Here is a 25,344-nt window from a genome sequence, read left to right on the forward strand (position 1 = left end):
AATTTCACCCTTTTATTTCGGATGCCCCACTTAATCTAGTAATTTTATTAACACGTCAATATTCTTTCATAATCAATTTTCTTCTATCTATTTTCTTCACTATACATATTCGGAGGAATACAAAGTTTTATGGGGGTCAAAAAATATTTTTTATAAAAAATACATATTTATTTCAAAAATAAAAACCATTGATTTGAAAAAGGGCTAATCAAATTGATGGTTTTCTTATCATATCTATTAAATTAAGTTAGGCTCTCATTATGTATAAAAAAATCTGCTGTTCTCCCTATTTCCTGCCGCTTTTCTCCATCGTTATCTTTCTTGATTATCATAATATGTCTTATCTGCATATTTTTGATCATTTCCTTTTAGATAAGCTAATATTACTTTTGGATTTTTAAGTAAAGCCCAGTCTCCATATGTATCAAATCTTCTGCATGAAGTTATCATGCCATTTTTAATGGTACCAAATTTCTTATTATTTCGTTTTCCCCATTCTTTTAAGCGTTTCGCGAAATCTGCATCCTCTGCCATAAGCATGTTTTCATTAAATCCGTTAATTGCCATAAAATCTTTTCTATAACACCAAAAAATCCCCACAGATATAGCTCCGTACTTAAAAAGTAAGGGAATTATAATTAGAATTGCAGAAAAGAATATTCCAAAAGACATTCTTTCGAACTTCCCATTCACCCCACCACCAATATATTTACCTGAAGATAAATATTTATCTACATTAGATAACAAAGACTCTGTCATTATCGTATCAGCATCTATAGTAACGATTATTTCTCCACTAGCTATTTCTGCCCCTGCATTTCGGATTTTAGATAAGTTTTTATCTTCATTTTTTAATGTAATACAATCATAAGATTTTGCTATTTCCTCTGTTTTATCTGTGCAACGATTTAAAACAACTATAACTTCCGTTTGCTCTTTATATGCCTCTGATGCTTTTGCAATTGAATCCAAACATTTTCTAATGTACTTTTCTTCATTATGTGCAGGGATTATAATAGAAAACTTCACATCTTTTTGTAAATCGCTTCCTGAAGATTCGTTTATTTCAGTCATGATATTCCCCCTTATTTTAGATAAATATATGTTATACATAACATATATTTAAATTGATTAAGTTTTATTATAAAAAAGCACTTAAAACAATATAGACATATTATGTAAATTGTAACTGAGATACTATTAAGCTAACAAAAATTGACGTTGCATAAGCTTAGCTTAATAGGGACGTGTTGGGGCCTCTATATAAAAAACCACAGTTTACACCCAAACTGTGGTTTTTTGACGTACAATGATTTATCAACTTCTGTTTTTAGTCTTAAAATCTGCAACAGAACCAGGATCCCTCCTGAAAGTATAAATTCCAAGGAGGGAATCCGTTTTTTTATTTACTTATATACGTACAGCTGTACCACTTACAGCAACCATTAACATTCCATCACGAACAACTTCGTAATCTACGTCAATACCAACGATAGCGTTCGCACCTTTTTGTTTTGCAAGTTCTTTCATTTCGTCCATTGCGATATCACGAGCTTCTTTTAGCTTACTTTCATAAGAACCAGCACGACCACCGACAACATCACGAACAGAAGCGAATAAATCGCGTACAATGTTGGCCCCCATAATAGCTTCACCATTTACAATATCAATATAGTCAATAATTTCTTTACCTTGAATTCCAGACGTTGTTGTTACAATCATGTTTGACACCCTCCTAATTTTTTATAATATTCAATTGCATGTGTCTCTCTATGACAAAATAAAAGGAATAGTGTTGTTTAACACATGTATCGCTATAACATATGCAAGGGATCTATTAGAAATAAGATAAGCTGCAGTAAGCATCACCGCGCCAGGTAAATATATAGCAAGATCCGAAAGTTGATTTGAATGAAGACCTGCAAAAATTATAATCGAAACGATGGATGCAATAGCAGTACCAACATATTCCGAAAAACGATTTACTAATATATAACGAAATATAATTTCTTCAATTATTGGTCCTATAATCCCAAATACAAGTAATGTGAATATAATAGGCATCTCTGCGCCATTTGTAAGGATCTGTTCTTGGTTCTCTGGCTGACCTGTATTTAGAAAATGCATAATAGAATTTTCCACAATTATCATAAGTAAAACTACCATAGGAATGCTTACTATTTTCAAAATTGTTTTCTCTTTAAAATAAGTAAAACTTTCAATAATTTCTTTCCTAAAGAAAATGATTCCTACAATAGCAGGTACAGTCACACCGATGGCACTAAGAGCAAATTCTGATTCAACTAAATTACTGTTAGTTAAAAGGGATATGCCAAATAATATGAACAAGCCAATTTGAAGTAGTGCAAACAGTATATAAACTATTAGCATAATAAGTTCTTTTGTATTCGTTTTTATAAAGCTCACTTTATTACCCCCATAATGAAATTACTTAGAATCTTTGATTTTTCTTTCTGCATAACGTTCTCCTTCTAAATATACTTATATAAATTTCAGACCGGACGGTTCGGTCCGAAAACTAATGATACTATAAGTTTCTAGTTTTTTAAACCCCCTTTATAAATTATTTACAAAATCAAAACGGTAAAAAGCAAATAAATTTATATTTCAGCTTCTGATTTACAATCAAATTCCAGTACTCATTCATTATTAACAATTAATCTTTTATAGTATGAAGTGATACGACTTTTAACCGCAAGATCTCCTAATTAAACGAAGTGAAAATGAGAGTAGTTCAAACATTTTAGCTAAACATATTAATTAAAATTATATATAATACTCATATGTCGATACGGTAAAATTAGTTGCATGATATGACTGAATTAACCAACTGGTCATATTGTTTTTGACAGAAAATTCATTCGAATAGTATGGATAATACAGTTTGAGGTTTCCATCAGATAGGAATTGATAAGATATTTTTTGTTCCAAACTTATTTCTACTTACAAAAAAATCAAGAAAATAGAGGGTAAACATTACCTGGAATATTAAGCTCGTTTTTATTAGGAGGACTAGAAAGCATGACTAAAGTTGATACGGTAAAAGAAAAGATTATTGAAACATCTTTATATTTATTTAATACTAATGGGATAACTCGCACATCCATTCAGGATATAATGACAGCCACTGAACTACCGAAAGGATCTATTTATCGTAGATTCAAAAATAAAGAAGAAATTGTTCTTGCTGCCTACGACAAAAGTGGTGAGATTATGTGGAGTCATTTTCATAAAGCAATGGAAAATAAAAAGACAGCAATCGATAAAATCCTTGCAATTTTCCTTGTATATCAAGATGCAGCTAATAACCCCCCTATCGCTGGAGGCTGTCCATTGCTTAATAGCGCAATTGAAAGTACTGGCGTATTTCCAGAATTACAAAAAGCAGCAGCAAAAGGCTATGATGATACAGTAATGTTAATGGCTTCTCTCATAAAAGAAGGAATAGAGAAACAAGAACTTAAAGAAGAGATAAACATTATTTCGCTCGCTTCTTTCCTTGCCTCTTCAATGGAGGGCGCTATTATGGCAAGTCGTGTATCTAACGATAATATACACCATCATTATTTTATTGAACAAATAAAACATCATCTTTTCTCTTATTCTAAATAAGTGAGAACTTGCATTTCCTTTTTATAGACTTAAATTGAATACCCTTCCCATAAAAAGTATTTACTGTTTATGAGAAGGGTATTAGTTTTTTTGACGTTGTATATTATACATACTACCAATCTCTTTTTCACATACCTCTTCTTTTTACTTTAAAAAATATCCACTTTGGTTTCTCCATTTAAAGCATTACCTATCTCCTTTTCCCTATAGATGGACAAAATATTGGGCACTAAATGAACTTTCCTAGAAATAAAGTTCTAAAAGTAACCTATCCATAGGGCTACTAAAACTACTACTAACAAAGCAAAACAAAATGTGATATTTCGAATCCACTTTTGTATATCATGAAAATACTTTTCTATAAATGCGGTATAAGTAGAAAGCATAAGAAGTAGCACAATGAAAGTAAAGGATCCCAATTTATCGTTAAATTTTTCATTAGTAAATGTGCTTACATGGAGGAAAAGAAAAACAAATGTTACTATGGATAGCTCAAATAATCTTTTTTTATTCACTTCGCCACCACCTTACAATAATTACCTTTCATTCCAGTTTATCAGAACATAATGTGTAGTAGTGTATGAATATTATACTCACGTCAAAAAGGCCAACAATTCAAGATTGTTAGCCTCCATATTCCATAATCGTGCATTTTAAAATACTACAAACGACTGGATTCTTCAACTTACACTATATTCTCCTTTAATTACAAAAAACGAACCCCGAATTGTTCCAGCTAATTTAGACTTCTGCCTAGCAAACTTAAATTTCTCTGCCAATTCTGTTGGTACCTCCATTCCATCAGAAAGCTTAAATCCAACAGCCCTCTTCTTCGGGTTATCCAATGTATACATGACGTTAATCACAAGACCATCTTCATAAAAGACGTATGCAAACTTAATATTTTCCACTTGAAAATACGATGTTTCTAAAGGTTTCGCCGCAAATTCAATATCACGTTCTTCCTTCAAAATGCGGTTCACATAATCAAGAGTCTTCTGGCTTGCACTAGCTGGTACAACTATAAATTCATGCTTGTATTTATTCATAAAGTAACGGGCTTCATGAGCACGTAAACCAGCTAGCGCTTCTACTATAGGTGAAGACTCTAAACCAACTGTAGTTACATTTTTAAAATCAACGATACAGGACAATTTCATCTCTCCTTTTAACTATTTACTTCCTAACAACCGGAATCCACATTTCACCAAACACTAAACCGTTTCTTTTCCCCATCTCAACCGTCGTATTTGGCCCACCAACATAAGCAAAATCTGTTGCTTCTCGTAAAGCCTGACCGAAGGCGATGCCAGTAAGCTTATTACTTAGCTCTTCAGCTGTTTTGTCTTCCCCTTTTACTACTAAGTATTCTCCCTTAGGAAATTGGATTACTCTAGATTCTTCTTCTATTTGTGCTTCTGTCATGACACCCGCATAATACATCATCTTGTTATTCACCGCTTCGCTCACAGAAAAAATGTAATCATTTGTAGCTAGAGCTTTTAAAGTATCCAGCCTTCCATCTTCTTTAACAGCTGACCAAAAGTCTTCCTTTTCTTTTTTTATTCCAACAAAATCTGTATATTCACTCTTAATTTCAGTTCCAATACCTAACACAATAAAGCTATCTTTTTCTTCAATCGTATAATTTTTCATATTCAAAACCTTCCTTCTTTTAAAATGAATCAAATGATTTATCTTTTCATCTGATGAGTTTATAATAACTTTAAATCATGTCAAAAAATGATACTGTTTAGGAGAACCAAATGAAAAAAGTTGAACGGATTAATACAATTATGCGGTATATCAACAATCGCTCCCACTTTACAATTTCAGAAATCATACGAGAATTTAACATCTCTCGATCGACAGCTATTAGGGACATTAGAGAAATAGAAGCTATGGGCATGCCACTTGTCGCTGAAGTTGGGAGGACTGGGGGATATTTTGTTATGCATAACTCTATCCTGCCCGTTGTTCGCTTTACTGATAACGAAGTGAAAGCTCTTTTTATTGCCTTTATGGCTACAAGAAATCAACAACTTCCCTATTTAAAAAGTCGTCAATCTTTAGCCGAAAAACTGTTAGGACTCATCTCAGAAACCCAGCAAGATGATATCGTTCTTTTAAATCAACTCTTGCTGTTTGAAGGGACTAACCCATATAACCCTGATCTACTTGAGCTTTCTGACCTCCCTCACCCTATGTTAGAAAAACTCATCCAAATCCTTCTTTTGGATAGGCATTTATTGATTTCCATTAAAGAAGAGAAAGAAATCAAGTCTTATTCCATTTATCTATTACACCTGTATCAAGAAAAAAGTCAATGGATCATTGAAGGTTTTGACTTAAAAGAAGAAAAGAAGAGAATGTTTCCTGTCGATCATCTCATCCATATCGAACCATACACGACGAAAAAAAAGCTAAATAAGAAAAAGATTTTAGAAAAACTAAGTAAGAAGGATGAAGTGATTAACCTTATACTTGAACTTGGTCCAAAAGCAATTGCCCAATTCAAAAAATACCACCCTTTCAAAATTTCAATATCTTATACAAATCCTTACCAATCCACAGCCATTTTAAAAACATTTATCAATGTTAACAATTCGGATGAAGTAACGGAAATAGTAAATTGGCTACTTTTCCTAGGGAAAGATATTACAATTAGGGAAATGCCTGAAGAAATACTAGAGAATTTACAAAAGCAATTGTGCTTTTACACTCCATAAGCAGTGAGCCATTGTCACTGGGTAGATATCCTTTTTTAATATCATTTTATTTACTACAGCGAGAGCACAACAAATAATAAAAGCACGGAAAATCTTCCCGTGCTTTTTCAAAGATATATATTATTTCGGAGGATTTGATTTACTTACCCTAACTGACGTTTAAATGCTTTACTAGCGAAAAAGTAAGAGATGATCATGATCCCTACGCACCAAGCGAGCGCAATCCAAATATCGTTTCCAACAGATCCTTCATATAAAAGAACACGAATCGCATTCACGATTGAAGTTACAGGCTGGTTTTCAGCAAATGCACGAACAATTTTCGGCATAGTTTCGGTAGGTACGAAGGCCGAACTAATAAATGGAAGAAAAACGAGTGGGTACGAATATGCTGTCGCCCCTTCCATAGACTTCGCTTTCAGCCCTGGAATGATAGCCAACCATGTTAGCGCTAACGTAAACATCCCTAGTATCCCAGCTACTCCAAGCCAATCTAGAATATTCGCACTGGAACGGAAACCCATTAAGAGCGCAACAAGAATAACAACTAAGATAGTAAGTACATTCGCAACAAGAGAGGTTAAAACGTGAGCCCACAATATCGATGAGCGCTTAATAGGCATCGTAATGAAACGTGCCATAAGCCCACTCTTTACATCCGTAAATAATCGTACAGAAGTGTAAGCGACACCAGATGCGATAGCCATTAGCAAAATTCCTGGCAATAAATAATTGACGTAGTTATCTGTTCCTGTTTGTATAGCCCCACCAAATACGTATACAAACAATAGCATCATCATAATCGGTGTAATCGCTACCGTAATAATTGTATCTGGACTACGCATAATATTGCGCATTAAGCGCCCAAGTAATACCCCTGTTTTGCTTTTCATTTACATCTCCTCCTTTTTGCCAATGATCGCAAGGAATATTTCTTCCAATGTAGGCTGCTTCTCGATATACTCCACTTTTGCTGGCGGGAACATCTCTTTCAGTTCAGTAAGAGTACCTGTCGTAATAATTTTTCCACCATGTAAAATAGCGATACGGTCAGCTAATTGTTCTGCTTCCTCTAAATACTGGGTTGTTAGTAAGATAGTTGTTCCTCCACCAGCAAGCTCTTTAACTGTATCCCACACTTCAATGCGCGCTTCAGGATCAAGCCCAGTCGTTGGTTCGTCAAGAAAAATAACTGCTGGCGCCCCGATCAAACTCATTGCGATATCAAGCCGGCGCTTCATCCCACCTGAATACTGATCTGCCCTTTGATTGGCCGCATCTGTCAGGCTAAATCTATCAAGCAAATCGTCAGCAACTTGAGCAGGATTGGAAACACCACGTAACTTGGCAATCATGATTAAGTTTTCCCTCCCGGTAAGCATGCCGTCTAAAGCTGCAAATTGTCCTGTCAAACTGATACTTTGACGAACATGATCTGGTTGGCGCTTAATATCAAATCCGCAAATACTTCCTTCACCGCTATCTTGTTTCAGTAGCGTCGAAAGGATGTTAACCGTTGTCGTCTTTCCCGCTCCATTTGAGCCTAGCAGCGCGAAAATTTCTCCACGCTGCACCTCAAAATCCACTCCCTTTAAGACTTCTTTATCTCTAAAAGCTTTTTTTAACCCTTTTACAGAAATCGCTGCATTACTCATACTTTTTCCCCCTTATAAAATTAAATTACCTGCACCCTCTATTTAGTACCACTGATAATCTGTATTACTTAGTAGCGGTTTAAAAATATAACTGAATAGCGATGGCGTTAATTCACATTTATGACCAGCTAATCAGTCGGTATTACTTGTTGCATTTATTTTTTTCTCAATTTCTTCATAATACTTTCATTCAAATCTTCACGATACTTAGAAACATACGTTTTAGCGTTTGCCACTAGTTCGTCAGCAAAAGATGCCACATCTTCCCCAGTAATATCTAGCACTTGTCTCCCTTCCGCTGCACCAGCTTCAAACAAATCGATTAATTCGTACTGAATGTGCAGCATATCCATCCCGTTTCCGGTCGAAAAATTCCACATGTAGTTTTGAATTTTCTTAAACACAAACTGATAGTCTTCTGGCAGTGCTGCAACACGTGCCATCATCATTCTATACTCTTTTTTATCACCAATTAATTTTTTGAATATTTCCAACATCTTATTTTCCTCCTTTTTTATAAAGCAGAACCAGAAACTCTCCAAATATGAGCCGAAACATTTTATATTATGAGGCTAGTTTGACTTCAAGACGTTAATTTTTGACGATACAAAATCCCATTTTTTCCAAAACAATTCAAGTTCCTGACGTCCAGCTTCATTTAATGAATAAAACTTACGAGGCGGTCCCATATCTGATGGTTTCTTTTCAATATTCACAAGCTTTTTCTTCTCTAATCGTACGAGGATAGTATAGACTGTTCCTTCCACGACTTCTGTAAACCCAAGATCATTCAGGTGGCGAGTAATCTCATAACCATACGTTTCATGGCGACTAATGATTTCCAGCACACACCCTTCCAGTGAACCTTTCAACATTTCAGTTAAATTTTCCATGTTCTGATCCTCCTTTACCCCCTATTCTGTCTGACTTATATTCAGTATTACAGAGTACTAAGGCGAATTTTTACTGAATAGCTTTTGAGTAAAACTACACTATTCAGTATTACTTATTACAACTACATTGTATGACTAAGTAGCGGTACATGTCAACTGATTTTCAAATTTCTTCTAAAATCCGCTATTACCTATTATTTAGTGAAAAGTTTTTTAAGAAACAACACTACTCAGTATCACCTATTACAACTACATTGTATGACTGAGTAGTTGTAAATGTCAACTCGATTTTTATATTTTTCTAAAATCAACTACTACCCACCCCGCTAAGAAAAGAAAATCCCCCAAAACAATAATTCTATATTATTGTTTTGGGGCGCTATAAGCTAGCTCTTCTTCTGAATAAGACCAATCATCCTCTTGTTACGATAACATCATATCCATATCTTCTGCTGCATTTGTAATTAATTTCAAACCGAATGTTTCTTGTAATACATCGAGCACGCCAGCTGAAATAAATTCAGGCGCCTTTGGACCGATGCGAATATCTTGAATTCCAAGACTAAATAGCCCAAGCAAAATAGCAACCGCTTTTTGTTCAAACCAAGATAAGACAATGCTTATTGGCAATTCATTCACTTCGCATTGGAAAGCATCAGCTAAAGCAGCCGCTATTTTCACTGTAGAAATGGAATTATTACATTGTCCTAAGTCGATGTAGCGCGGAATCTCGGTACCAGGTACAACGCCGTAATCCACATCATTGAAGCGGAACTTTCCGCAAGAAGTCGTTAAAATCACTGTTTCAGGCGGAAGTGACGTTGCTAATTCACGATAATATTCCCCGCCTTTTCCTGGTGCATCACAACCTGCGATGACAAAGAAACGCTTAATCTTTCCTTCTTTTACTGCCTCAATAATTTCTGGAGCTAATGATAAGACTGTATTATGATGAAACCCTGTTACTAACTGTTCATCCGACTCCATATGTACTTCTGGAAGTTCTAGCGCTTTTTGAATCAATGGTGCAAAATTATCATTTTCAATTTTTTGTACGCCCTCTAGGCCGGCAATATCATATGAATAAAATCGATCAGAGTATGATCCTTTAATTGGCATAACACAGTTCGTTGTCGCTAATATGGCACCTGTAAATTTTTCAAAAAGGCGTCTTTGATCATACCATGCCTTACCGATGTTTCCTTTTAAATGTTTATATTTTTTCAGCTGCGGATACCCGTGTGCTGGTAACATTTCCGAATGCGTATAAATATTAATTTCTTTTCCTTCTGTTTGTTTTAATAATTCTTCTAACGCAAATAAATTATGGCCTGTAACTACAATAGCTTTACCTTCTACACGGTTTTGTGTAATTTGAACAGGCTCTGGAACACCAAAGTGATTCGTATGTGCCTCATCTAACAACTCCATTACTCGTAAAGCTGATTTCCCAACTTTCATAGCCATATCAATATGTTCTTGTTCATTAAAGTTAGAATTGGTTAATGTCATATACAATGCTTCTTGCGTCGTAGCATCTACAAAAGCATCCGTATACCCTAGCTGAGCAGCATGCGTACGATAAGCTGCAATTCCTTTTAACCCAAAAACAATCGTATCTTGTAAACTCGCAATCGTTTCATTCTTGCCACACACACCCATTACTTTACATCCGCCTGTTGGGGTTTGCTCACATTGATAACAAAACATTTCATCCCACCCTCTCCCAATTATTCCTTACAAATCAAGCATAATACCCATTAGGAATAAAGGATGTGATGTCAATCACAATAATATGTATAAATTTGTGACAGTTCATATTGTTGACATAATATTTTTATTGACTCTAAAAACATTAATGAAAAATGCACATCTTTGTTGGTACTTTCAAATAGCTAGTTAATAGATTTATAGAACTATTAGCAACTAGCAATTTTTTTGATTAAAGATTCTATGGGAAATCCCTTCATTTACAATACATTTACACTATCTTAACATTGTTTACATTATTTATATGATATATTTATATAGAAACTACTTAAGAAATCTCATGTACATTGTTATCTTTATGATTTTTATGCCAGGGGTGAATTCGGATGACTGAAACTTTGAAAACACTTATTATGCTTGATGCTACTTACGTTGTTATCGCAATTATGACGGTACTGGTATTTGTATACTTAGAATTAAAATCTCAGTAACGTATGGATAGCTTCGCATTTAAATATAGTTAGAAGAAAGCGAGGAGAAATTGTTTCTCCTCGCTTTTTATTTTAACAAATCTAATGTATATAAAAGTAATTCTCTGTCCCCTACTTCTCCATGACCAGGTACTACCAAATTTATATTTCTATATCGTTTCAGCACATTCTCAATCGATGTAGACCATTCATTTACATAAGCATCAGTAACGTTTCCTAAATCTTTCGCGGATGCAGATTTCACTAAACAGCCTCCAACTAACATGTTGTATTGCGGTAGCCATACGACAATATTATCTTCTGTATGTCCTTTCCCTGGATAGAACGTTTCTACTTTCATATTTCCAAACTTCATATTTGTAATGGTTTGTAAGTCTCCAAGTGGTTCTTCATATCCATTTTTCGTTGCTAATTCCGCAGTTAACGCTGTACTATGCGCTTTAATGCCTTTTTCTTTCAACGTTTTTATTCCGCCAATTCGATCAGCGTGCGCATGTGTAATAATAACATCCGTAACACGCTTCTTAAATTTCTTTTCTACCATCTCTATTAATTCCTTCGTTAACTTATCATCCCAAGAAGAATCGACAAGTACTAATCCTTTAGAAGTAGTAAGAACTAAACCGTTCGAAGGAACTGCTTCTCCGTTAAAATAACCTAACTCCGTATGAACCCATACATTTTTGTTTAACTGAGAAATTGAAATAGTTCCTGTCTCATTTTTTATTACTTTATGCTCTACCGTTCGTTCTGCTTGTACAGAAGAAATTGTACTAACAATTGGAGTTATTCCTAGTAAACTAACACATACCCCTAATTTTAATAATGTATTTTTCATTTTCTCCACCTTTCTTTCAAACGAAATATTTATTACCTATATTAGACAATTCATCTTCAGTGCTTGTTCCATCTTTTCTTACATATTTTTTATACCATGAATAAAAAGCGCACAAAATTTTGTGCGCTTTTTAACTTTCCTTTTACCATTCACGTTTTTTATTAATCATCATTTTTTCTTCAAATGCCTTCTCTAACTCAATTTCTAACTTATTCGCTAAATCACATACATTCCAAATTACATCAAACATTTCTAAACTGATTTCTCTTTTGGCATCTTGAATTTTATCACGCTTTAATATAACTTCCGCTAATTCACCTAATTCCGCCATCGCATACATCGTACGCTCTTCAATTGTTGTATCTTGAAATCCTTTTTCTTTACTGAAATTTGATACATATCTCTGGAATTCCACAATATTCATACTTCATCTCTCCTTGTCACAAATACTTTATTTTTCTATTACACTTAAAACCGATTTTTTTGTTAATTTATAACATTCATACTATAATTTATTTATAACCCTTTAACGGAGGTGTTTTCAATGACTCTCTTCGCTTCCCCATCATTATTCATACTAGCAATTATTTCATTTGCACTAGCTTATTTCATCGGAGTAAAACAATACACTTGGCTCTTATCAGGATTCAATGAACGCCGTGTACCAGAAAAAGATAAGTTATCAAAAATAGTTGGTCTTTATAATTTAACTGCTGGTGTTATTGCCACAATTGGTAGCGTCTTCCTTACTCCTAATGTAAAAATCTTATTTCCTATCATTATAATTGGACACTTTATAATCGCTGCTTATGTAAATACACGCATGGTGCAGTGAAAAAAGATCACCCACACGGATGATCTTCTTATAATTTATCAACATATTGCTTCGCTTCTAGTAAAGAAAAACCAAAAGCTTCTCTTACTCTCTTAACTGCTGTAACTGTTTTTCCTTCTTCCATAAGCTGCCGCAACTCTTTATTAATTTCCGGTTCTCTATCTACAATTCCCATTTCTTTCGTAATTAGCTGTAACCTATCTTCCATTCGCTTTAAACGCGCATCCGTTTTCTTTTCAATTTTATTTAACTTTTCAACGATATAAATAAACCCAAAGATCGCTATCGGTATGATCATCCAAAATTCCATGACTATCCCTCCTCACTAGCTTTCATTTGTTTTATTTCACTAACTTATGTAAATTTTACCACGAAACACATTTAATGTATAATAGTAATATACAACACTGTTGATAAACCTTTTATTTCAGGGGGACACTTTATGAAAAGATTTTTTAAGACGTTACTACAATTTGTAGTTCTTTCAATTGCACTACATTTATTATTTGATATCGTTGGCTGGCTTGTTTTCAAGGCGCCAATTCAAAACAAACAAATCATTATTTCATTAATTACAGCCTCATGGCTTATGTACATGTACCGCGATAAATTTTTTAAAACATTCACTTCGAATTAACTAAAACACTTCATCTTTGATCGATGAAGTGTTTCTTTTTCTCTCATTCTCTCTATTTACTACTGTATAATAGAACTAACATTCTGTCTTTTTCGACGAAAGGAGTCACTATGAAATTAAAAAGTAACAATATATACGAGAAAATGAACCAATATTCCATTGTAGGTTTAAGTCTTGCTGTTATACACGACGGCAAGCTAAATGAAACAGCTGCTTTCGGAACACTTGAATCTGGAACAACTAGAACTGTTACTACAGATTCCATATTCAATTCTTGTTCTATTAGCAAATTTATCACCACAATTCTCGTACTAACATTATCCGATCAGAAAATCGTACATTTAGATGAAGACGTAAATGATAGACTCACATCTTGGAACATCCCTACTAATCTATTTACTTCACAGAAAAAAGTCACATTGCGAAACTTGTTAAGTCACCAATCTGGAATCATTGACCCACCTAATAGTTTTGAACATTATACACTTGCACATGGGCAACCAAGCATGTCTAAACTCCTTGCCGGTAAAACACCATATTGCTCCGTACCTATAGAAGTAACTTATAAACCAGAAAGCGAATTTCACTACTCGGATGCAAACTTTTGTATAATCGAAATACTACTTGAAGATATAACTGGAAAGCCATTCAACCTTTTACTAGAAGAATATATATTTCAACCACTGCAAATGGAAAATAGTACAATCTTCTCTCCTGAAGACATAGATAAAACCGATGCTTTTGCTTGCGGACATAATAAAGATGGCACCGTTACAAATGAGAAGTATCCATTTTATCCATTCGCAGCTTCTTCAGGTATTTGGACAACACCAACTGACTTATCAGCTTTAGTTATTGAAATCATTCATTCCTTACAAGGAAAGGGTAAACTAAAACTTTCTCAAAAAACAGTACAAGATATGATTTCTCCTCAAGGTTGCTCAAAATGGACGGGACTAGGTGTTTTTCTGGATGATTCAAATGAAGACTTACAAATATATTCACTCGGATGGGGCGTGGGATTTCAATGTATGATGGTTTGTTATCCATACCGGGGTAATGGTGCTGTTATTATGACGAACACTGACTTAGGTGTTCATCAAATGGAAGGGATTATTGGTGAGATTTTAAAAACATTATCCTTACAATGAAAAAGAAAGAAGCTGTTCCTTTCAGCTTCTTTCTTATATAACATTTTTCGCAACAATTTTTATATGTTCTGGTGCGATAATCTCCGTTATACTTTCTTGGAAATCTTCCTGCAACATTTCTTCAATATGTTCTAGCTGCACTTCAACATGTGTGCATTCTAAATTATGTATATTTAAAAGTGCATAATGATCTTTTTTCTTTATTACTAAATATTGATTTTCTTCTGTTACAAGTACAGAACCTAATCGTACTCCTAGTAGGCGTTGATCATCAAACTTCACAGCCATCCCCCTTACTTTATATGTAATAAAATAACATTTTATGTAATCTACTCTTTATAAACTATATCATAATTTATTAAAATATAAATATCATATTTCTTTTTACTAAAAACCCCCTATTCTTTTATATATTTCGATACAAAAAACTTTCTCAACACGAAATTAGAATTTTCAGTTTTTATTCTTATGAAAATCAATTATAATAAAGTCAATAAATGTTTGACCTCTCCTAATTCATGTACATATGGATGATCAGTAGTCGCTGCTACTGATCTATTTTTTTGATTTCAGAAAGTAAATACGCCGCATCCTTTCCTACACCACAAATAAGTGCAGAACCTCTTTGAGACTGCCATGGCAAGCCGATATAATATAATCCTCTTACTGGACTTATTCCTTTTACATGATTAGGCAATCCATTCTCATCCACTGCCTTTTCTATTTCAATCCAGTTATAGTTCTGAATAAAGCCTGTTGACCATATAATGCTTTCTGCACTATATGTTTCACCGTTCTGAAACATAATGTTATTTTCTGATGCACTTACTACTTTTTCTTGTAGTTGTATTGATCCATTACGAATGAGTTCCTTACCTTCAAATCCAAAAATGGGATCCTTTCTCTTTTGAAACCATTCCCCCCTCTTTGTATTTACTTCGGCGTACAATAAACCCAATTTTTCTAACCAATTGAAAATACTTTTTCTAAAAAGATGTAACGGTAAATACGTTAAAGGATGACTAATAGACAGTGTAACTTCATGAGTTTTTGCCAGTTCTACTGCAATTTGCATTCCTGAATTCCCGCCACCTACTACGAGTACTTTCTCCTTAGGAATTTGTGATGGTGATTTATATTGTGATGAATGTATTTGAAAAACATGTGATGATAGATTTGCTGAAACTGAGGGAATAAACGGTTGCTGAAAACCACCTGTTGCGATAATAACTTTTTTCGTTTGTAAAATTTCTGTAGGGGTATGTAATTCGAATATATCTCTTTCTTTCTTTATTTTAAAAACTTTAGTTTGCAATTGGATCGGTAATTGAAAATGTCTTGCATATTCTTCTAAATACGTTGCAATTTCATCTTTATATGGAAATTCATTTTTTTCATCTATTAACGCCATACCTGGTAAACTACTGTAAGGCCGCGGAGTAAAAAGCTGTAAAGAATCATATCGATTTCTCCATGAATCACCAACTCGGTTTCCTGCCTCAAGTAATAAAAAATTATACCCTTCTTGTTTCAAGTAATATCCCATTGTTAATCCAGCTTGACCCGCTCCAATAATAATTAGATCTTTCATTCTAATCCCTCCTCTTCTCAAATATATGAATAATTGTTCATATATTCATACGTTTCCATAATCATAACATTTTATTTTTATATAATTCAATATGTACTCAAAATAAAAAAGAGCAGTTTACCATAAAGTAAGCTCCCCTTCATTCTATCTTCCCAGTCTTTATCGCCTGTGCCCAATCATGCCTTTCATGTTGAGTAGCTAACCGAGCAGCTTCTTCCCAATTATACGGAACTGAAATTTGTTCAATTATCCATTCTCCCAAAACCTCTTCTATCACTACATATTTTGCATGCGGAGTTCCTGATTCCATTTTATGCATAACAGGTAACTCATCTTTGTATGCTGGAAGTCCTACACTCCCCGGATTTATAACGATTTTTTCGTTTGCTAAATATACAACTCTAGGAATGTGCGTATGACCGCATACTATTATTTTTTGCTCAATATTTTGGAGTTGATCCATTATATTTTTTTCATTCTTTAATATCGCACCATTTTCATTCATCTCTTCTAACAAATACACTTCATCTGAAATTGGCGTACCATGACAACATAACATATCTTCTATAATAAATTGTGACGGATGTTGTTGTAACCAATCTATATGATTTTTTGTTAATTGATTTTGGACAAAAGTTAGTGTAGCCGACTGCTCTTGTATAGGTTCCCAAAGCATGCGATCACAGTTTCCCTTAATATGTACCATCTCGTTCTTCATTAATATTTCAATGGTCCCTAAAGGATCTAACGGCCCATACACACTATCTCCTAAATTTATTATCATTTCGACCTTGCGACGTTCCAAATCTTTTAATACTGCTTGTAAAGCGTGACTATTTCCATGAACATCTGAAATGATTGCTATTTTCATCTAAATCCCCACTTTACTATATTATTTATAAACATCTGCCGCCAATTCTCTCAAAACATCCACATTCACTACTTCAAAGCATCCATTGTTTTTCTTTATAATCTCTTTATCACAAAAAATATTTAATGTACGTAATAGATGCCGATAACTCGTTCCTAACAATTCCGCTGTTTCCGTTAAATTCCCACTAAATACAATTCTATTTCCGTGCTGTACTGCCCGTTCTCCTGCTGCTAACATGTAACTCGCAAGTCTATTTTCAAGAGGATATAGTAAATTAATGGTACTATTTTTTGAAAGCCGATTTAACTTATGCGCTAACGATCCGCAAATACATCGTAAAAATTTCGCATCATGAAATAGTTGATTTCTCACTTTCCCTAAAGGCAAACCAACACAATATGAATCTGCCATCACTTGTACGTTTGAAGTTGTCTTTTGAGAATGAATTAACTCTACATCTCCTAACAGCTGCAAGCTATCATAAAAGCATAATAATACAGATTTCCCGTTACTTAATGTATTAAACGCTTTCGCTTTTCCTTCAACGAAGAAAAATAAATAATCTATCTCTTCATTTTCTCTACAAATAAACTCATTCTTCTTAAAAAATATAAGTTCCATATATGGTTTCATATCATTACTAAAAAATGAGTCAATATTATTTTGTTTCATATACTCTGCTAATTTAATAGAATTACATATTTTCTTCATAGTTCCCCCGCCTTTACAACTACTCCCCATTGTAATCAAAATTTTCTCCTTCCACTATGACATATGTCATAGTAATACACAATTTTAGCATGATACAGTCATTACAAATATGAAATACAAAGGGGATATTACATTGTATAACTTTCTTTCTGTCTTTATTGGTGTGCTCATCGCCGTTATGCTTCCATTGAATGGGATTTTATCTGAGTTAATTGGCAAGTATACAGCAAGTATCGTCATTCACCTTGTCGGTTTAATTGCAGTTATTTTCGTTTTAATCATAAACAAACATAAAATCCATTTTGATAAAAATATTTCACTTTTTTTATATAGCGCTGGAGCGATTGGGGTATTCACTGTTCTTTTTAACAATATAAGCTTCTCCGTCCTTGGTGCCTCTATTACGATCGCATTAAGTTTACTCGGTCAATCCATTGCTTCCATCGTTATTGATCATTTCGGTTTATTAGGAATGAAAGTTGCAAAGTTTGAAAAGAAAAAACTAATTGGATTATGTTTCATCTCTTCTGGAATTATAATCATGACAATTTATTAATGGGGGCAAGAAAATGTTATATATTACGATCGCTATTTTAGCTGGTGTTTCTATCGTCGTTGCTAGAATTATTAACGCAAATTTAGCAGCGAAAATTGGAAATTGGGAAGGCACGTTTTTTAATTATATTACTGGCTTATTTTTCTCTATGTTATTTTTAATTTTCAGTTCAGATTCAATGTATATTCCAATGCATACGTTACAATCCATACCTATCGCTGTATATTTAGGCGGATTAGTAGGCGTTATCGTTATTTCATTATCGAACTATATCACTCCTAAAATATCAGCATTTTATTTAACGTTACTCATCTTTATCGGACAGTTATTTGCAGGGACTATCATTGATTTCTTCCTGACAAATGAACTCTCAACTGGAAAGATTATCGGCGGTGTTTTCGTATTAATTGGGCTTACTTACAATTTACTCGTTGATCGCCCTCTTAAAACTGTTAAGAATAGCCACGTTCAACTATAATACTTTACGCTTACCTATCATATATTAATAGAAAAGCTCTTTATACGAAGTAATAGAGAGGAGAATATTCTATTAAGAAAATTATTTTACTGCTTTGTAGCACATTGATTATTTGTGGGATCATATGGTTTATAAACTCTGGAAAATCTATTCAAGATCTCTATACAGCAAATAAGCCCAAGAAAAAAGCTACTATTATTTCCACTCAAAGGGATCCAAATGAGCCCCCTGTCTTTTTAGGAAAACAGGAAATAAAAGATATACATGTCGAATCCATTAAAACAAAAAAGGATCTCTTCCTCACAAAAACAGATGAATTAAAAACGTTTATTAATAGTATGGATACCGCAAAAAAAGGAAAATTAACATTAGATGAAGAAGGATCAGATTTAATAGATTGTGATATGTGGATTACTTTCGAAGATGGAACTTATAAAAAATATTTCATTTGGGTAGTTGATCATCACAATAACGAAGTGATGATTGCTCAGCAAGATACTCCTGATGATGTAAACCTAACGTACTATCAACTAAATGAAGATAGTTCCAAAAAAGTTTATAACTTATTAAAAAAAATTATTTAAACGAAAAAGTCATGAGCACGTGAGCTCATGACTTTTTGCACTATACATATTCAGGAAACACTTTACAACCCTTTTCCTGTTCTATATCATGTCCAAAGAAAATAATTGGTTTCTCTTTTGTCACAACTTCTTTTAAACGTTTAATTGAAGATAAAGCTAATTCCGAATCAAATCCCGCAAACGGCACTTCATCTTCAAAATTCTCTTTCGTATAAGATGCATCAATCGTTAATAGTACAGGACCGTTTTTTTCCGTCTCAATTAATAATGACTGATGTCCTGGAGAATGTCCTGGTGTATACAATAACCGAACACCAGGTACCACTTCATAATCACCTTCAATAATTTTGCAGTTTAAATTTGGCAGATATGCTATTGTTTTTCCACTGTAATATTTCCGTTATGTGTATTTAATTTAATTACATTTTCTCCTTTTCCAATAACGGTATTTCCATTATATTTATCAAGGATATTCGCTCTACCATTATCAACAGCAACATTAAATTGAACATTAGTTGGTTCTTTTTCAGTTTCAATATTAATTTTTCCATTGTGAGTCGTAAAATTGAGATTTCGATCTAGTTCATTCGTTTTCAGAGTAAGACTACCATTTTTAGTTTGCCCCTCTATTTCACCTTCAACATGGTCTAGCATTATTCGTCCGTTGTTCGATTTCACATGAATATTTTGTGCCAATACATCTTTGAAATCCATAATTCCATTGTTTGTTTCCGCGATAATTTTTGGCGAATTGATTTCTCTTAATTCAACACGTCCATTGCTTGTATTGATATTAAAATTTGTTGCGTTTAGTTTTTTAGCAGAAACATAGCCATTATTATTGGAAACTTTTAATGATTCATATTGTTTTTCAGGTAGATACACATTTAATGTTAATGGCGCCAACACTTCAGAAATATTAAAGTTGAACCAACTCTGTTGTTTTTCTTTATAAGAAATAAGAAGCGTTGAATCTTTCTCATCCGTAGCTAATGTTCTTTTTACGTTTGGATTAACCTCACCATCTAATTTTACTTTCACGTTACTACCTGTTGTAGGGTTGATGTTAACACGAACATTATTCGTATCGATAATGACGCTTGACACATTATTATTAATGACCTTTTCTTCTGAAATTGGTACCCCAGCAATTGAACGATAAGTGAATAAACTTCCGATAATACCAATAATGAAAATAATACCTGCAATGATTGAGAAACTCTTCTTATTTATCATGCTTCAAACCACCTTTTACTAGTGCTATATTGAACTTTAAATAACGAACAAATCCTTTCGTTGCTAACTTCGTTAAAAATAACATAGCAATAACAATGAAATATCCAAGTCCACAAAGTGCTAAAGAAACGAAAAGATTAAATAACAAGAATGTATTTGGATGTATAATCGTATCAACTAAAACAAGTAATGGTGCACCTAAAAATGAGATACCTAGAACCCAACCTGAAAAAATCAATGCCGCTAATGTAATTGCAGGTGCAAGTACGATTAACAAATTGAAAAAACCTAATCCAATTACTGCCCAAATTGCACGAAAAACATTTCCTGTTGTTGCACTTGTTGTTACTTTCTCAATATGATAATCTGCTAATAACTCTTTGGCGATTTGAGCTGGAGAACCTAATGAAGCTACAATTTCTTCTTCCCTTTTCCCTTCCTCTAATCCGAAAGTAAAATGTTCTTCATAATCTTTTAAAATATCTGCACGCTCTTTTTCAGATAATCTTTTTAGAGATGCATTTAATTGTTGTAAAAATTCATTTTTCGTCATTACTTACACCTTCTTTTATTAATTGATTGACACCTTGTGAGAACTCATTCCATTCCCTCAAAAGTTGGTACAAATACGTTCTACCTTTATCCGTCAGCGTATAATACTTCCTTGAAGGACCTTCTGAAGACTCCTGTAAATACGTTGTAAAATATTCTTCTTTAGTTAATCTACGCAGTAGAGGATAAACAGACCCTTCTGATATTTCAATTCGATTGGAAATACTTCGAACTAATTCATACCCATAACGGTCTTGCTTATCAAGTAAGACAAGAACACAAAGTTCTAAAACTCCTTTTTTAAATTGTACATTCAATATTCATTCACCCTATTCTAATTGATGTTCACTACTATTTATTATTCAGTACTGTTTTATAATAAGTAACCACAAGTATAATATAACACTCGGTATTGTTCATTGCAAGGTACACTGGAAAAATAAGTATAACTTTCATCCAACGCCTATAAAATCAAAACGATGGCGGATCCTCTCCAGTTACACGGTACTACATGATGCTGAAACAGGCATTTTACAAAATAGAAGAGACTTAACTTTTTTACATAATGACACTCCACCTACTATAATAAAAATAAAAGAGTAAATGACTCTTACTTTAATGGAGGGAATACAAATGAAAGCAATTGGTTTACATGAATACTTACCTATTGAAGAAGAAAACAGTTTAATTGATATGGAAGTTGAAAAACCTGTTGCTACAGGAAGAGATATACTCGTTAAAATTAACGCTATTTCCGTTAATCCAGTTGATACAAAAGTTCGCTCTCCGAAAGATAAAAAAGAAGAAGTAGCGAAAATACTTGGCTGGGATGCGAGTGGTGTTGTTGTACAAACCGGCGAAAATTGTACGTTATTTAAAGAAGGCGACGAAGTGTTTTACGCTGGAAGCATTACGAGACAAGGTACATATAGTGAATACCACCTAGTTGATGAAAGAATCGTTGGTAAAAAACCAAAAACGTTAAGTGATGCTGAATCTGCAGCACTTCCGTTAACAGCTATTACAGCTTGGGAAGGTTTATTCGAACGTTTAGGTATTGATTATAATAAGAAAGATACGAACTCCTTTAAAAACATTTTAATTATAGGCGGTGCTGGCGGTGTAGGTTCAATTGCCATTCAACTTGCAAAATGGGCTGGACTGAATGTTATTACAACTGCATCCCGCAATGAAACGATACACTGGGTTAAAAAATTTGGTGCTGATTATATCATTAACCATCACCAACCTTTACAAGATCAAATACTAGAGTTCGGGCTAAAAGATGTAGATTATATTTTCTGCTTAAACAATACAGATCAACATTGGCAAGCAATGTGTGACCTCATTAAACCACAAGGGAAAATTTGTTCTATCGTAGAAAATGAGCACCCTCTTGAGATGGGTATTTTAAAAAGTAAAAGTGCTACACTCGTTTGGGAATTTATGTTTACAAAAGCGATGTATGAAACTGGAGACATGATTACGCAACACGAACTATTAAATAAAGTAAGCGAACTACTAGATGAAGGCATTTTAAAGACTACTTTAAATGAAACATTCACACCAATTAACGCTCAAAATGTAAAAAAAGCACATGCCCTGCTTGAAAGCGGAAGTACAATTGGGAAGATCGTTTTAGAAAAGTTTTAATAACAAAAAGTCCGATTTCCAAATAAGAAATCGGACTTTTTACTATCTTTATTTACTTGAAATCTCTTGATCATTTTGAACGTCTAACGGAGTTCGCTTCCCTATTCCGAAAGCATAGAAACTAATTGTAACGATAGCTAAGAAAATAATACCTACAACTAGTGAAATGCGCGTATCATCGTTAAACCACATTCCGATTAATACCATAATTAAAAAGGCAATTGTTAAATAGTTTGTAACAGGAGCAAACGGCATTTTGAACGGATGATCTTTCATCTCTGCTCCCTTTTCTTTTCTAAAATTAATTTGGCTAATTAAAATGACAAACCATGGTACCATACCAGGAAGTACACTCGCACTATATACATATACGAATAAGTTTTTTGGTGCAATATAACTTAGAACTACACCGACCGCTAAACCGATAATTACGCCAACTGTACCGAATAAAGGTACACCATTTCCAGAAAGTTTCGTGAAATATTTCGGTGCTTGTCCATTTACACCTAACGTATATAGCATACGACCAGCACTATAAATACCACTATTACAACCAGACATTGCTGCTGTGATAACAACGAAGTTAATAAGTCCCGCAGCTGCCGTAATACCAACTTTCGCAAAAGTTGCTACGAACGGACTTCCAATTGTACTTAATTGATCCCACGGATACACAGTTACAATAACGAAAATCGCACCGATGTAGAAAATTAAAATACGCCAAATTGTACTTTGAATCGCTCTTGTAAGTGTCTTCTTCGGATCCTTCGCTTCACCAGCAGTAATACCGATTAATTCCACACCTTGATACGCTCCAACTACAAGTGATAATGCAAAGAAGAATCCAGAAAAACCACCTGTAAAGAAACCGCCATTTGACCAAAGATTCGATATGCCAATCGCTTCTCCACCGTTACCAATTCCAAAGAAAATAAGTCCAAATCCCGCAATAATCATTAATAGAATCGTAACGATCTTAATCATCGCAAACCAAAATTCAAATTCACCAAATGACTTAACAGAAATTAAGTTAGCTGCGCCAAGAATAACCATTGCGATTACACCTGGTATCCAAGCTGGTAAATCAGGGAACCAATATTGCATATACGCTCCAACTGCGATAATCTCTGACATCCCAACGATAACCCACTGGAACCAGTTACTCCACGCTGTCATATAACCAGCTAGCGGATGAATATACTTATGACCGAATGTTGCAAATGAACCTGTACTTGGCTCCATATACAACATTTCTCCCATGGCACGCATGATGAAAAAGATAAAAATACCTGCAATTGCATACGCAAGCATAACTGACGGACCTGTCCATTTAATTGTGCTGGCTGACCCCATAAACAAACCAACACCAATTGTTCCGCCTAAAGCAATCATTTGAATATGACGTGCTTCTAAACCTCTTTTCAATTCTTTGTTTGCCACTTCACTTCCCCCTCTTAGATGATTCATAGCCGCATTTTAAAACAAGATGCTTTCCCCTAATTCCTTTCGGCCCTGAAAATGATGAAGCAAACGTCATTTTACACTAGCTTTAAAGCTATCCTAAAATCGTTTTTCTGCTTCTTATAAAATTCTCAAAACCTTTCATCTTCCAACATTCTATAAATCTTAAAATTACTTACCTTATATTAATTCATTAATCTGAAAAATTCAATTATTTTTTCAATAAATTATTATACATAAGTCTGATTAATTTTTAACTAAATTAACAATAAAATACATCTATTCAATATGATTCCGGTATAAATATTATTACAATATAAATAACCGAGGAAATCATATCCTCCTCAGTTATTTCACTACTTATAGTTTGTACTGTAATTGCTTACACATACAATTAACGCACCACGCCGAGACTTAATATATTAATAGAACTACAAAGTCACTAGCTTCTACACCTCTTATTTATTCCATCTCCTATTTTAAGAAAAATATAACTACACTTAAAACAATCAACAATACTCCGGAAAGTGGAAAACTTTTCTCTTCAAATTTTATCTTTTCCTTAATAATATCTTTTATTTTTGTCTTTATATCATCTGGGCATTTTCTAAATAAAATATTAGTTGTATGTAATGGTCTATTTAATATTCGAATTTTAACAGGAGAACCTAATAAATATATATTATTTTTCTTCACAGTAAATTCTATGTTCGCTTCAGTTAACCCTTCTTTCACTAATATATTCACTTGGCTAGAAGGTAGATTAAATACTGTGTAATCGTTAAAAGCTAATCCTCTAATGTCGAAATGTGAGTATACAAGAATAAAAGTTATAAACAACAAACATAGTATCAATATAGTTTTTGTCAATGAAAGTTGCTCTAATACATAGGAAGATGTTGTCATATAAGCACAAAAGAATGCCATCAAATTACAAAGATAGTGATTTACAATGAAATTTTTTCGTATAACTATTATAAATCCGGAAATGATTAGTAGAATGCATACTAAATTCATTAACATATTTTCACCCTCCAAAAACTATAATTATACAACTTTGTTATATTTTAATACCT

32 protein-coding genes and 1 pseudogene are annotated in these 25,344 nt (G+C 33.6%); 9 read left to right on the forward strand and 24 right to left on the reverse strand.

The window, feature by feature from the left end; translation table 11 throughout:
• Positions 1–312 precede the first annotated feature (312 nt).
• The 3 genes from ACTFR9_RS09205 to ACTFR9_RS09215 form a co-directional block, all read right to left on the reverse strand.
• Positions 313–1,074 (reverse strand): glycosyltransferase, encoded by a 762-nt coding sequence (locus ACTFR9_RS09205; RefSeq protein WP_000136094.1) that lies wholly within the window; start codon positions 1,072–1,074, stop codon positions 313–315.
• A 336-nt stretch (positions 1,075–1,410) separates the two neighbouring features.
• The gene (locus ACTFR9_RS09210) at positions 1,411–1,722 is read right to left on the reverse strand and encodes a YbjQ family protein (protein ID WP_000637502.1); all 312 of its coding nucleotides are present in this window, start codon (positions 1,720–1,722) and stop codon (positions 1,411–1,413) included.
• Positions 1,723–1,770: 48 nt separating this feature from the next.
• A complete protein-coding gene (locus tag ACTFR9_RS09215) occupies positions 1,771–2,427 on the reverse strand; it encodes a CPBP family glutamic-type intramembrane protease (protein WP_076856357.1) in 657 nt (218 codons plus the stop codon).
• A 615-nt stretch (positions 2,428–3,042) separates the two neighbouring features.
• Here ACTFR9_RS09215 and ACTFR9_RS09220 point away from each other — a divergent pair.
• Entirely contained in the window at positions 3,043–3,633 is a 591-nt protein-coding gene (locus ACTFR9_RS09220; protein ID WP_000169674.1) for a TetR/AcrR family transcriptional regulator, read from the forward strand.
• 257 nt (positions 3,634–3,890) lie between these two features.
• Here the strand turns inward: ACTFR9_RS09220 and ACTFR9_RS09225 are convergent, their stop codons facing one another.
• The 3 genes from ACTFR9_RS09225 to ACTFR9_RS09235 form a co-directional block, all read right to left on the reverse strand.
• Positions 3,891–4,148 (reverse strand): DUF3963 domain-containing protein, encoded by a 258-nt coding sequence (locus ACTFR9_RS09225; protein WP_061184608.1) that lies wholly within the window; start codon positions 4,146–4,148, stop codon positions 3,891–3,893.
• Between the two features lie 165 nt (positions 4,149–4,313).
• Complete coding sequence (locus tag ACTFR9_RS09230; RefSeq protein WP_025991629.1) at positions 4,314–4,793, reverse strand: hypothetical protein; 480 nt, start codon at positions 4,791–4,793, stop codon at positions 4,314–4,316.
• Positions 4,794–4,809: 16 nt separating this feature from the next.
• Positions 4,810–5,289, reverse strand: a complete 480-nt coding sequence (locus tag ACTFR9_RS09235; RefSeq protein WP_000801047.1) for a GyrI-like domain-containing protein — start codon at positions 5,287–5,289, stop codon at positions 4,810–4,812.
• A gap of 110 nt (positions 5,290–5,399) precedes the next feature.
• Here ACTFR9_RS09235 and ACTFR9_RS09240 point away from each other — a divergent pair, with 110 nt between their 5' ends.
• The gene (locus ACTFR9_RS09240) at positions 5,400–6,362 is read left to right on the forward strand and encodes a helix-turn-helix transcriptional regulator (protein WP_000755048.1); all 963 of its coding nucleotides are present in this window, start codon (positions 5,400–5,402) and stop codon (positions 6,360–6,362) included.
• 143 nt (positions 6,363–6,505) lie between these two features.
• On the opposite strand, the gene ACTFR9_RS09245 is transcribed toward ACTFR9_RS09240, so the two are convergent.
• The 7 genes from ACTFR9_RS09245 to ACTFR9_RS09275 form a co-directional block, all read right to left on the reverse strand.
• Positions 6,506–7,255: an ABC transporter permease gene (locus ACTFR9_RS09245; protein WP_046198354.1), complete on the reverse strand. Its 750-nt coding sequence runs from the start codon at positions 7,253–7,255 to the stop codon at positions 6,506–6,508.
• Positions 7,256–8,017, reverse strand: a complete 762-nt coding sequence (locus tag ACTFR9_RS09250; RefSeq protein ID WP_000063321.1) for an ABC transporter ATP-binding protein — start codon at positions 8,015–8,017, stop codon at positions 7,256–7,258.
• 155 nt (positions 8,018–8,172) lie between these two features.
• On the reverse strand, positions 8,173–8,514 hold the full coding sequence (locus ACTFR9_RS09255) for a DUF1048 domain-containing protein (protein ID WP_000889650.1): 342 nt from the start codon (positions 8,512–8,514) through the stop codon (positions 8,173–8,175).
• 75 nt (positions 8,515–8,589) lie between these two features.
• On the reverse strand, positions 8,590–8,910 hold the full coding sequence (locus tag ACTFR9_RS09260) for a PadR family transcriptional regulator (RefSeq protein ID WP_076856358.1): 321 nt from the start codon (positions 8,908–8,910) through the stop codon (positions 8,590–8,592).
• A 423-nt stretch (positions 8,911–9,333) separates the two neighbouring features.
• On the reverse strand, positions 9,334–10,620 hold the full coding sequence (gene hcp / locus ACTFR9_RS09265; protein ID WP_076856375.1) for a hydroxylamine reductase: 1,287 nt from the start codon (positions 10,618–10,620) through the stop codon (positions 9,334–9,336).
• A 558-nt stretch (positions 10,621–11,178) separates the two neighbouring features.
• Entirely contained in the window at positions 11,179–11,949 is a 771-nt protein-coding gene (bla2, locus tag ACTFR9_RS09270; RefSeq protein ID WP_229136675.1) for a BcII family subclass B1 metallo-beta-lactamase, read from the reverse strand.
• Positions 11,950–12,091: 142 nt separating this feature from the next.
• Positions 12,092–12,373, reverse strand: coding sequence for a MazG nucleotide pyrophosphohydrolase domain-containing protein (locus ACTFR9_RS09275; RefSeq protein WP_229136674.1), 282 nt, complete (start codon positions 12,371–12,373; stop codon positions 12,092–12,094).
• Between the two features lie 120 nt (positions 12,374–12,493).
• On the opposite strand from ACTFR9_RS09275, the gene ACTFR9_RS09280 reads away from it, so the two are divergent.
• Positions 12,494–12,784 (forward strand): DUF3784 domain-containing protein, encoded by a 291-nt coding sequence (locus tag ACTFR9_RS09280; RefSeq protein ID WP_000171761.1) that lies wholly within the window; start codon positions 12,494–12,496, stop codon positions 12,782–12,784.
• 28 nt (positions 12,785–12,812) lie between these two features.
• Here the strand turns inward: ACTFR9_RS09280 and ACTFR9_RS09285 are convergent, their stop codons facing one another.
• Positions 12,813–13,094 (reverse strand): hypothetical protein, encoded by a 282-nt coding sequence (locus tag ACTFR9_RS09285; protein WP_000397700.1) that lies wholly within the window; start codon positions 13,092–13,094, stop codon positions 12,813–12,815.
• Positions 13,095–13,226: 132 nt separating this feature from the next.
• Here ACTFR9_RS09285 and ACTFR9_RS09290 point away from each other — a divergent pair, with 132 nt between their 5' ends.
• On the forward strand, positions 13,227–13,421 hold the full coding sequence (locus ACTFR9_RS09290) for a hypothetical protein (protein ID WP_000819249.1): 195 nt from the start codon (positions 13,227–13,229) through the stop codon (positions 13,419–13,421).
• A gap of 110 nt (positions 13,422–13,531) precedes the next feature.
• The gene (locus tag ACTFR9_RS09295) at positions 13,532–14,572 is read left to right on the forward strand and encodes a serine hydrolase domain-containing protein (RefSeq protein WP_229136673.1); all 1,041 of its coding nucleotides are present in this window, start codon (positions 13,532–13,534) and stop codon (positions 14,570–14,572) included.
• A 33-nt stretch (positions 14,573–14,605) separates the two neighbouring features.
• On the opposite strand, the gene ACTFR9_RS09300 is transcribed toward ACTFR9_RS09295, so the two are convergent.
• From ACTFR9_RS09300 to yeiL, 4 genes are all read right to left on the reverse strand, one after another.
• Positions 14,606–14,854, reverse strand: a complete 249-nt coding sequence (locus ACTFR9_RS09300; protein ID WP_000666946.1) for a hypothetical protein — start codon at positions 14,852–14,854, stop codon at positions 14,606–14,608.
• 265 nt (positions 14,855–15,119) lie between these two features.
• Positions 15,120–16,163 carry a flavin-containing monooxygenase gene (locus ACTFR9_RS09305; RefSeq protein WP_000653886.1) on the reverse strand — a complete coding sequence of 348 codons (1,044 nt, stop codon included), beginning with the start codon at positions 16,161–16,163 and terminating at the stop codon, positions 15,120–15,122.
• 139 nt (positions 16,164–16,302) lie between these two features.
• The gene (locus ACTFR9_RS09310) at positions 16,303–17,034 is read right to left on the reverse strand and encodes a metallophosphoesterase family protein (protein WP_000684268.1); all 732 of its coding nucleotides are present in this window, start codon (positions 17,032–17,034) and stop codon (positions 16,303–16,305) included.
• Positions 17,035–17,055: 21 nt separating this feature from the next.
• On the reverse strand, positions 17,056–17,748 hold the full coding sequence (gene yeiL / locus ACTFR9_RS09315; RefSeq protein ID WP_000717649.1) for a transcriptional regulator YeiL: 693 nt from the start codon (positions 17,746–17,748) through the stop codon (positions 17,056–17,058).
• Positions 17,749–17,857: 109 nt separating this feature from the next.
• Here yeiL and ACTFR9_RS09320 point away from each other — a divergent pair, with 109 nt between their 5' ends.
• The 3 genes from ACTFR9_RS09320 (at position 17,858) to ACTFR9_RS09330 (ending at position 19,366) form a co-directional block, all read left to right on the forward strand.
• Entirely contained in the window at positions 17,858–18,304 is a 447-nt protein-coding gene (locus tag ACTFR9_RS09320; RefSeq protein WP_229136672.1) for a DMT family transporter, read from the forward strand.
• A gap of 13 nt (positions 18,305–18,317) precedes the next feature.
• Entirely contained in the window at positions 18,318–18,782 is a 465-nt protein-coding gene (locus ACTFR9_RS09325; protein ID WP_000965806.1) for a DMT family transporter, read from the forward strand.
• An 89-nt stretch (positions 18,783–18,871) separates the two neighbouring features.
• On the forward strand, positions 18,872–19,366 hold the full coding sequence (locus ACTFR9_RS09330) for a hypothetical protein (RefSeq protein ID WP_033670754.1): 495 nt from the start codon (positions 18,872–18,874) through the stop codon (positions 19,364–19,366).
• A 40-nt stretch (positions 19,367–19,406) separates the two neighbouring features.
• Here ACTFR9_RS09330 and ACTFR9_RS09335 read toward each other — a convergent pair.
• The 4 genes and pseudogenes from ACTFR9_RS09335 to ACTFR9_RS09350 all read right to left on the reverse strand — a co-directional run.
• Positions 19,407–19,733, reverse strand: a pseudogene (locus ACTFR9_RS09335) (MBL fold metallo-hydrolase); the annotation flags it as partial.
• 5 nt (positions 19,734–19,738) lie between these two features.
• Positions 19,739–20,602 carry a DUF4097 family beta strand repeat-containing protein gene (locus tag ACTFR9_RS09340; RefSeq protein WP_000608746.1) on the reverse strand — a complete coding sequence of 288 codons (864 nt, stop codon included), beginning with the start codon at positions 20,600–20,602 and terminating at the stop codon, positions 19,739–19,741.
• Complete coding sequence (locus ACTFR9_RS09345; protein WP_000164531.1) at positions 20,592–21,155, reverse strand: HAAS signaling domain-containing protein; 564 nt, start codon at positions 21,153–21,155, stop codon at positions 20,592–20,594. Before ACTFR9_RS09345 ends, ACTFR9_RS09340 begins: the two co-directional genes overlap by 11 nt.
• Positions 21,142–21,471 (reverse strand): PadR family transcriptional regulator, encoded by a 330-nt coding sequence (locus ACTFR9_RS09350; protein WP_001102641.1) that lies wholly within the window; start codon positions 21,469–21,471, stop codon positions 21,142–21,144. The genes ACTFR9_RS09345 and ACTFR9_RS09350 overlap by 14 nt, the downstream gene beginning before the upstream one ends.
• A gap of 316 nt (positions 21,472–21,787) precedes the next feature.
• Here ACTFR9_RS09350 and ACTFR9_RS09355 point away from each other — a divergent pair, with 316 nt between their 5' ends.
• The gene (locus tag ACTFR9_RS09355; protein ID WP_229136671.1) at positions 21,788–22,807 is read left to right on the forward strand and encodes a zinc-binding alcohol dehydrogenase family protein; all 1,020 of its coding nucleotides are present in this window, start codon (positions 21,788–21,790) and stop codon (positions 22,805–22,807) included.
• 48 nt (positions 22,808–22,855) lie between these two features.
• Here the strand turns inward: ACTFR9_RS09355 and ACTFR9_RS09360 are convergent, their stop codons facing one another.
• The gene (locus ACTFR9_RS09360) at positions 22,856–24,247 is read right to left on the reverse strand and encodes an amino acid permease (protein WP_001284419.1); all 1,392 of its coding nucleotides are present in this window, start codon (positions 24,245–24,247) and stop codon (positions 22,856–22,858) included.
• Between the two features lie 495 nt (positions 24,248–24,742).
• Positions 24,743–25,291 carry a hypothetical protein gene (locus ACTFR9_RS09365; protein ID WP_076856361.1) on the reverse strand — a complete coding sequence of 183 codons (549 nt, stop codon included), beginning with the start codon at positions 25,289–25,291 and terminating at the stop codon, positions 24,743–24,745.
• Between the last annotated feature and the right edge of the window lie 53 nt (positions 25,292–25,344).

The organism is Bacillus cereus group sp. MYBK222-1 (assembly GCF_051916425.1).
Classification (GTDB): domain Bacteria; phylum Bacillota; class Bacilli; order Bacillales; family Bacillaceae_G; genus Bacillus_A; species Bacillus_A paranthracis.

Bases quoted from the DNA above. Each gene is read 5' to 3' on its own strand.
- hcp (WP_076856375.1), bottom strand. From the start codon at position 10,620: ATGTTTTGTTATCAATGTGAGCAAACCCCAACAGGCGGATGTAAAGTA.
- yeiL (WP_000717649.1), bottom strand. From the start codon at position 17,748: ATGAAGAAAATATGTAATTCTATTAAATTAGCAGAGTATATGAAACAA.
- ACTFR9_RS09285 (WP_000397700.1), bottom strand. From the start codon at position 13,094: ATGGAATTTTGGATGATCATACCGATAGCGATCTTTGGGTTTATTTAT.
- ACTFR9_RS09220 (WP_000169674.1), top strand. From the start codon at position 3,043: ATGACTAAAGTTGATACGGTAAAAGAAAAGATTATTGAAACATCTTTA.
- ACTFR9_RS09345 (WP_000164531.1), bottom strand. From the start codon at position 21,155: ATGACGAAAAATGAATTTTTACAACAATTAAATGCATCTCTAAAAAGA.
- ACTFR9_RS09325 (WP_000965806.1), top strand. From the start codon at position 18,318: ATGTTATATATTACGATCGCTATTTTAGCTGGTGTTTCTATCGTCGTT.
- ACTFR9_RS09365 (WP_076856361.1), bottom strand. From the start codon at position 25,291: ATGTTAATGAATTTAGTATGCATTCTACTAATCATTTCCGGATTTATA.
- ACTFR9_RS09310 (WP_000684268.1), bottom strand. From the start codon at position 17,034: ATGAAAATAGCAATCATTTCAGATGTTCATGGAAATAGTCACGCTTTA.
- ACTFR9_RS09295 (WP_229136673.1), top strand. From the start codon at position 13,532: ATGAAATTAAAAAGTAACAATATATACGAGAAAATGAACCAATATTCC.
- ACTFR9_RS09230 (WP_025991629.1), bottom strand. From the start codon at position 4,793: ATGAAATTGTCCTGTATCGTTGATTTTAAAAATGTAACTACAGTTGGT.
- ACTFR9_RS09260 (WP_076856358.1), bottom strand. From the start codon at position 8,910: ATGGAAAATTTAACTGAAATGTTGAAAGGTTCACTGGAAGGGTGTGTG.
- ACTFR9_RS09245 (WP_046198354.1), bottom strand. From the start codon at position 7,255: ATGAAAAGCAAAACAGGGGTATTACTTGGGCGCTTAATGCGCAATATT.
- ACTFR9_RS09340 (WP_000608746.1), bottom strand. From the start codon at position 20,602: ATGATAAATAAGAAGAGTTTCTCAATCATTGCAGGTATTATTTTCATT.
- ACTFR9_RS09205 (WP_000136094.1), bottom strand. From the start codon at position 1,074: ATGACTGAAATAAACGAATCTTCAGGAAGCGATTTACAAAAAGATGTG.
- ACTFR9_RS09320 (WP_229136672.1), top strand. From the start codon at position 17,858: ATGAAATACAAAGGGGATATTACATTGTATAACTTTCTTTCTGTCTTT.
- ACTFR9_RS09275 (WP_229136674.1), bottom strand. From the start codon at position 12,373: ATGAATATTGTGGAATTCCAGAGATATGTATCAAATTTCAGTAAAGAA.
- ACTFR9_RS09210 (WP_000637502.1), bottom strand. From the start codon at position 1,722: ATGATTGTAACAACAACGTCTGGAATTCAAGGTAAAGAAATTATTGAC.
- ACTFR9_RS09355 (WP_229136671.1), top strand. From the start codon at position 21,788: ATGAAAGCAATTGGTTTACATGAATACTTACCTATTGAAGAAGAAAAC.
- ACTFR9_RS09250 (WP_000063321.1), bottom strand. From the start codon at position 8,017: ATGAGTAATGCAGCGATTTCTGTAAAAGGGTTAAAAAAAGCTTTTAGA.
- ACTFR9_RS09290 (WP_000819249.1), top strand. From the start codon at position 13,227: ATGAAAAGATTTTTTAAGACGTTACTACAATTTGTAGTTCTTTCAATT.
- ACTFR9_RS09305 (WP_000653886.1), bottom strand. From the start codon at position 16,163: ATGAAAGATCTAATTATTATTGGAGCGGGTCAAGCTGGATTAACAATG.
- ACTFR9_RS09280 (WP_000171761.1), top strand. From the start codon at position 12,494: ATGACTCTCTTCGCTTCCCCATCATTATTCATACTAGCAATTATTTCA.
- ACTFR9_RS09240 (WP_000755048.1), top strand. From the start codon at position 5,400: ATGAAAAAAGTTGAACGGATTAATACAATTATGCGGTATATCAACAAT.
- bla2 (WP_229136675.1), bottom strand. From the start codon at position 11,949: ATGAAAAATACATTATTAAAATTAGGGGTATGTGTTAGTTTACTAGGA.
- ACTFR9_RS09235 (WP_000801047.1), bottom strand. From the start codon at position 5,289: ATGAAAAATTATACGATTGAAGAAAAAGATAGCTTTATTGTGTTAGGT.
- ACTFR9_RS09255 (WP_000889650.1), bottom strand. From the start codon at position 8,514: ATGTTGGAAATATTCAAAAAATTAATTGGTGATAAAAAAGAGTATAGA.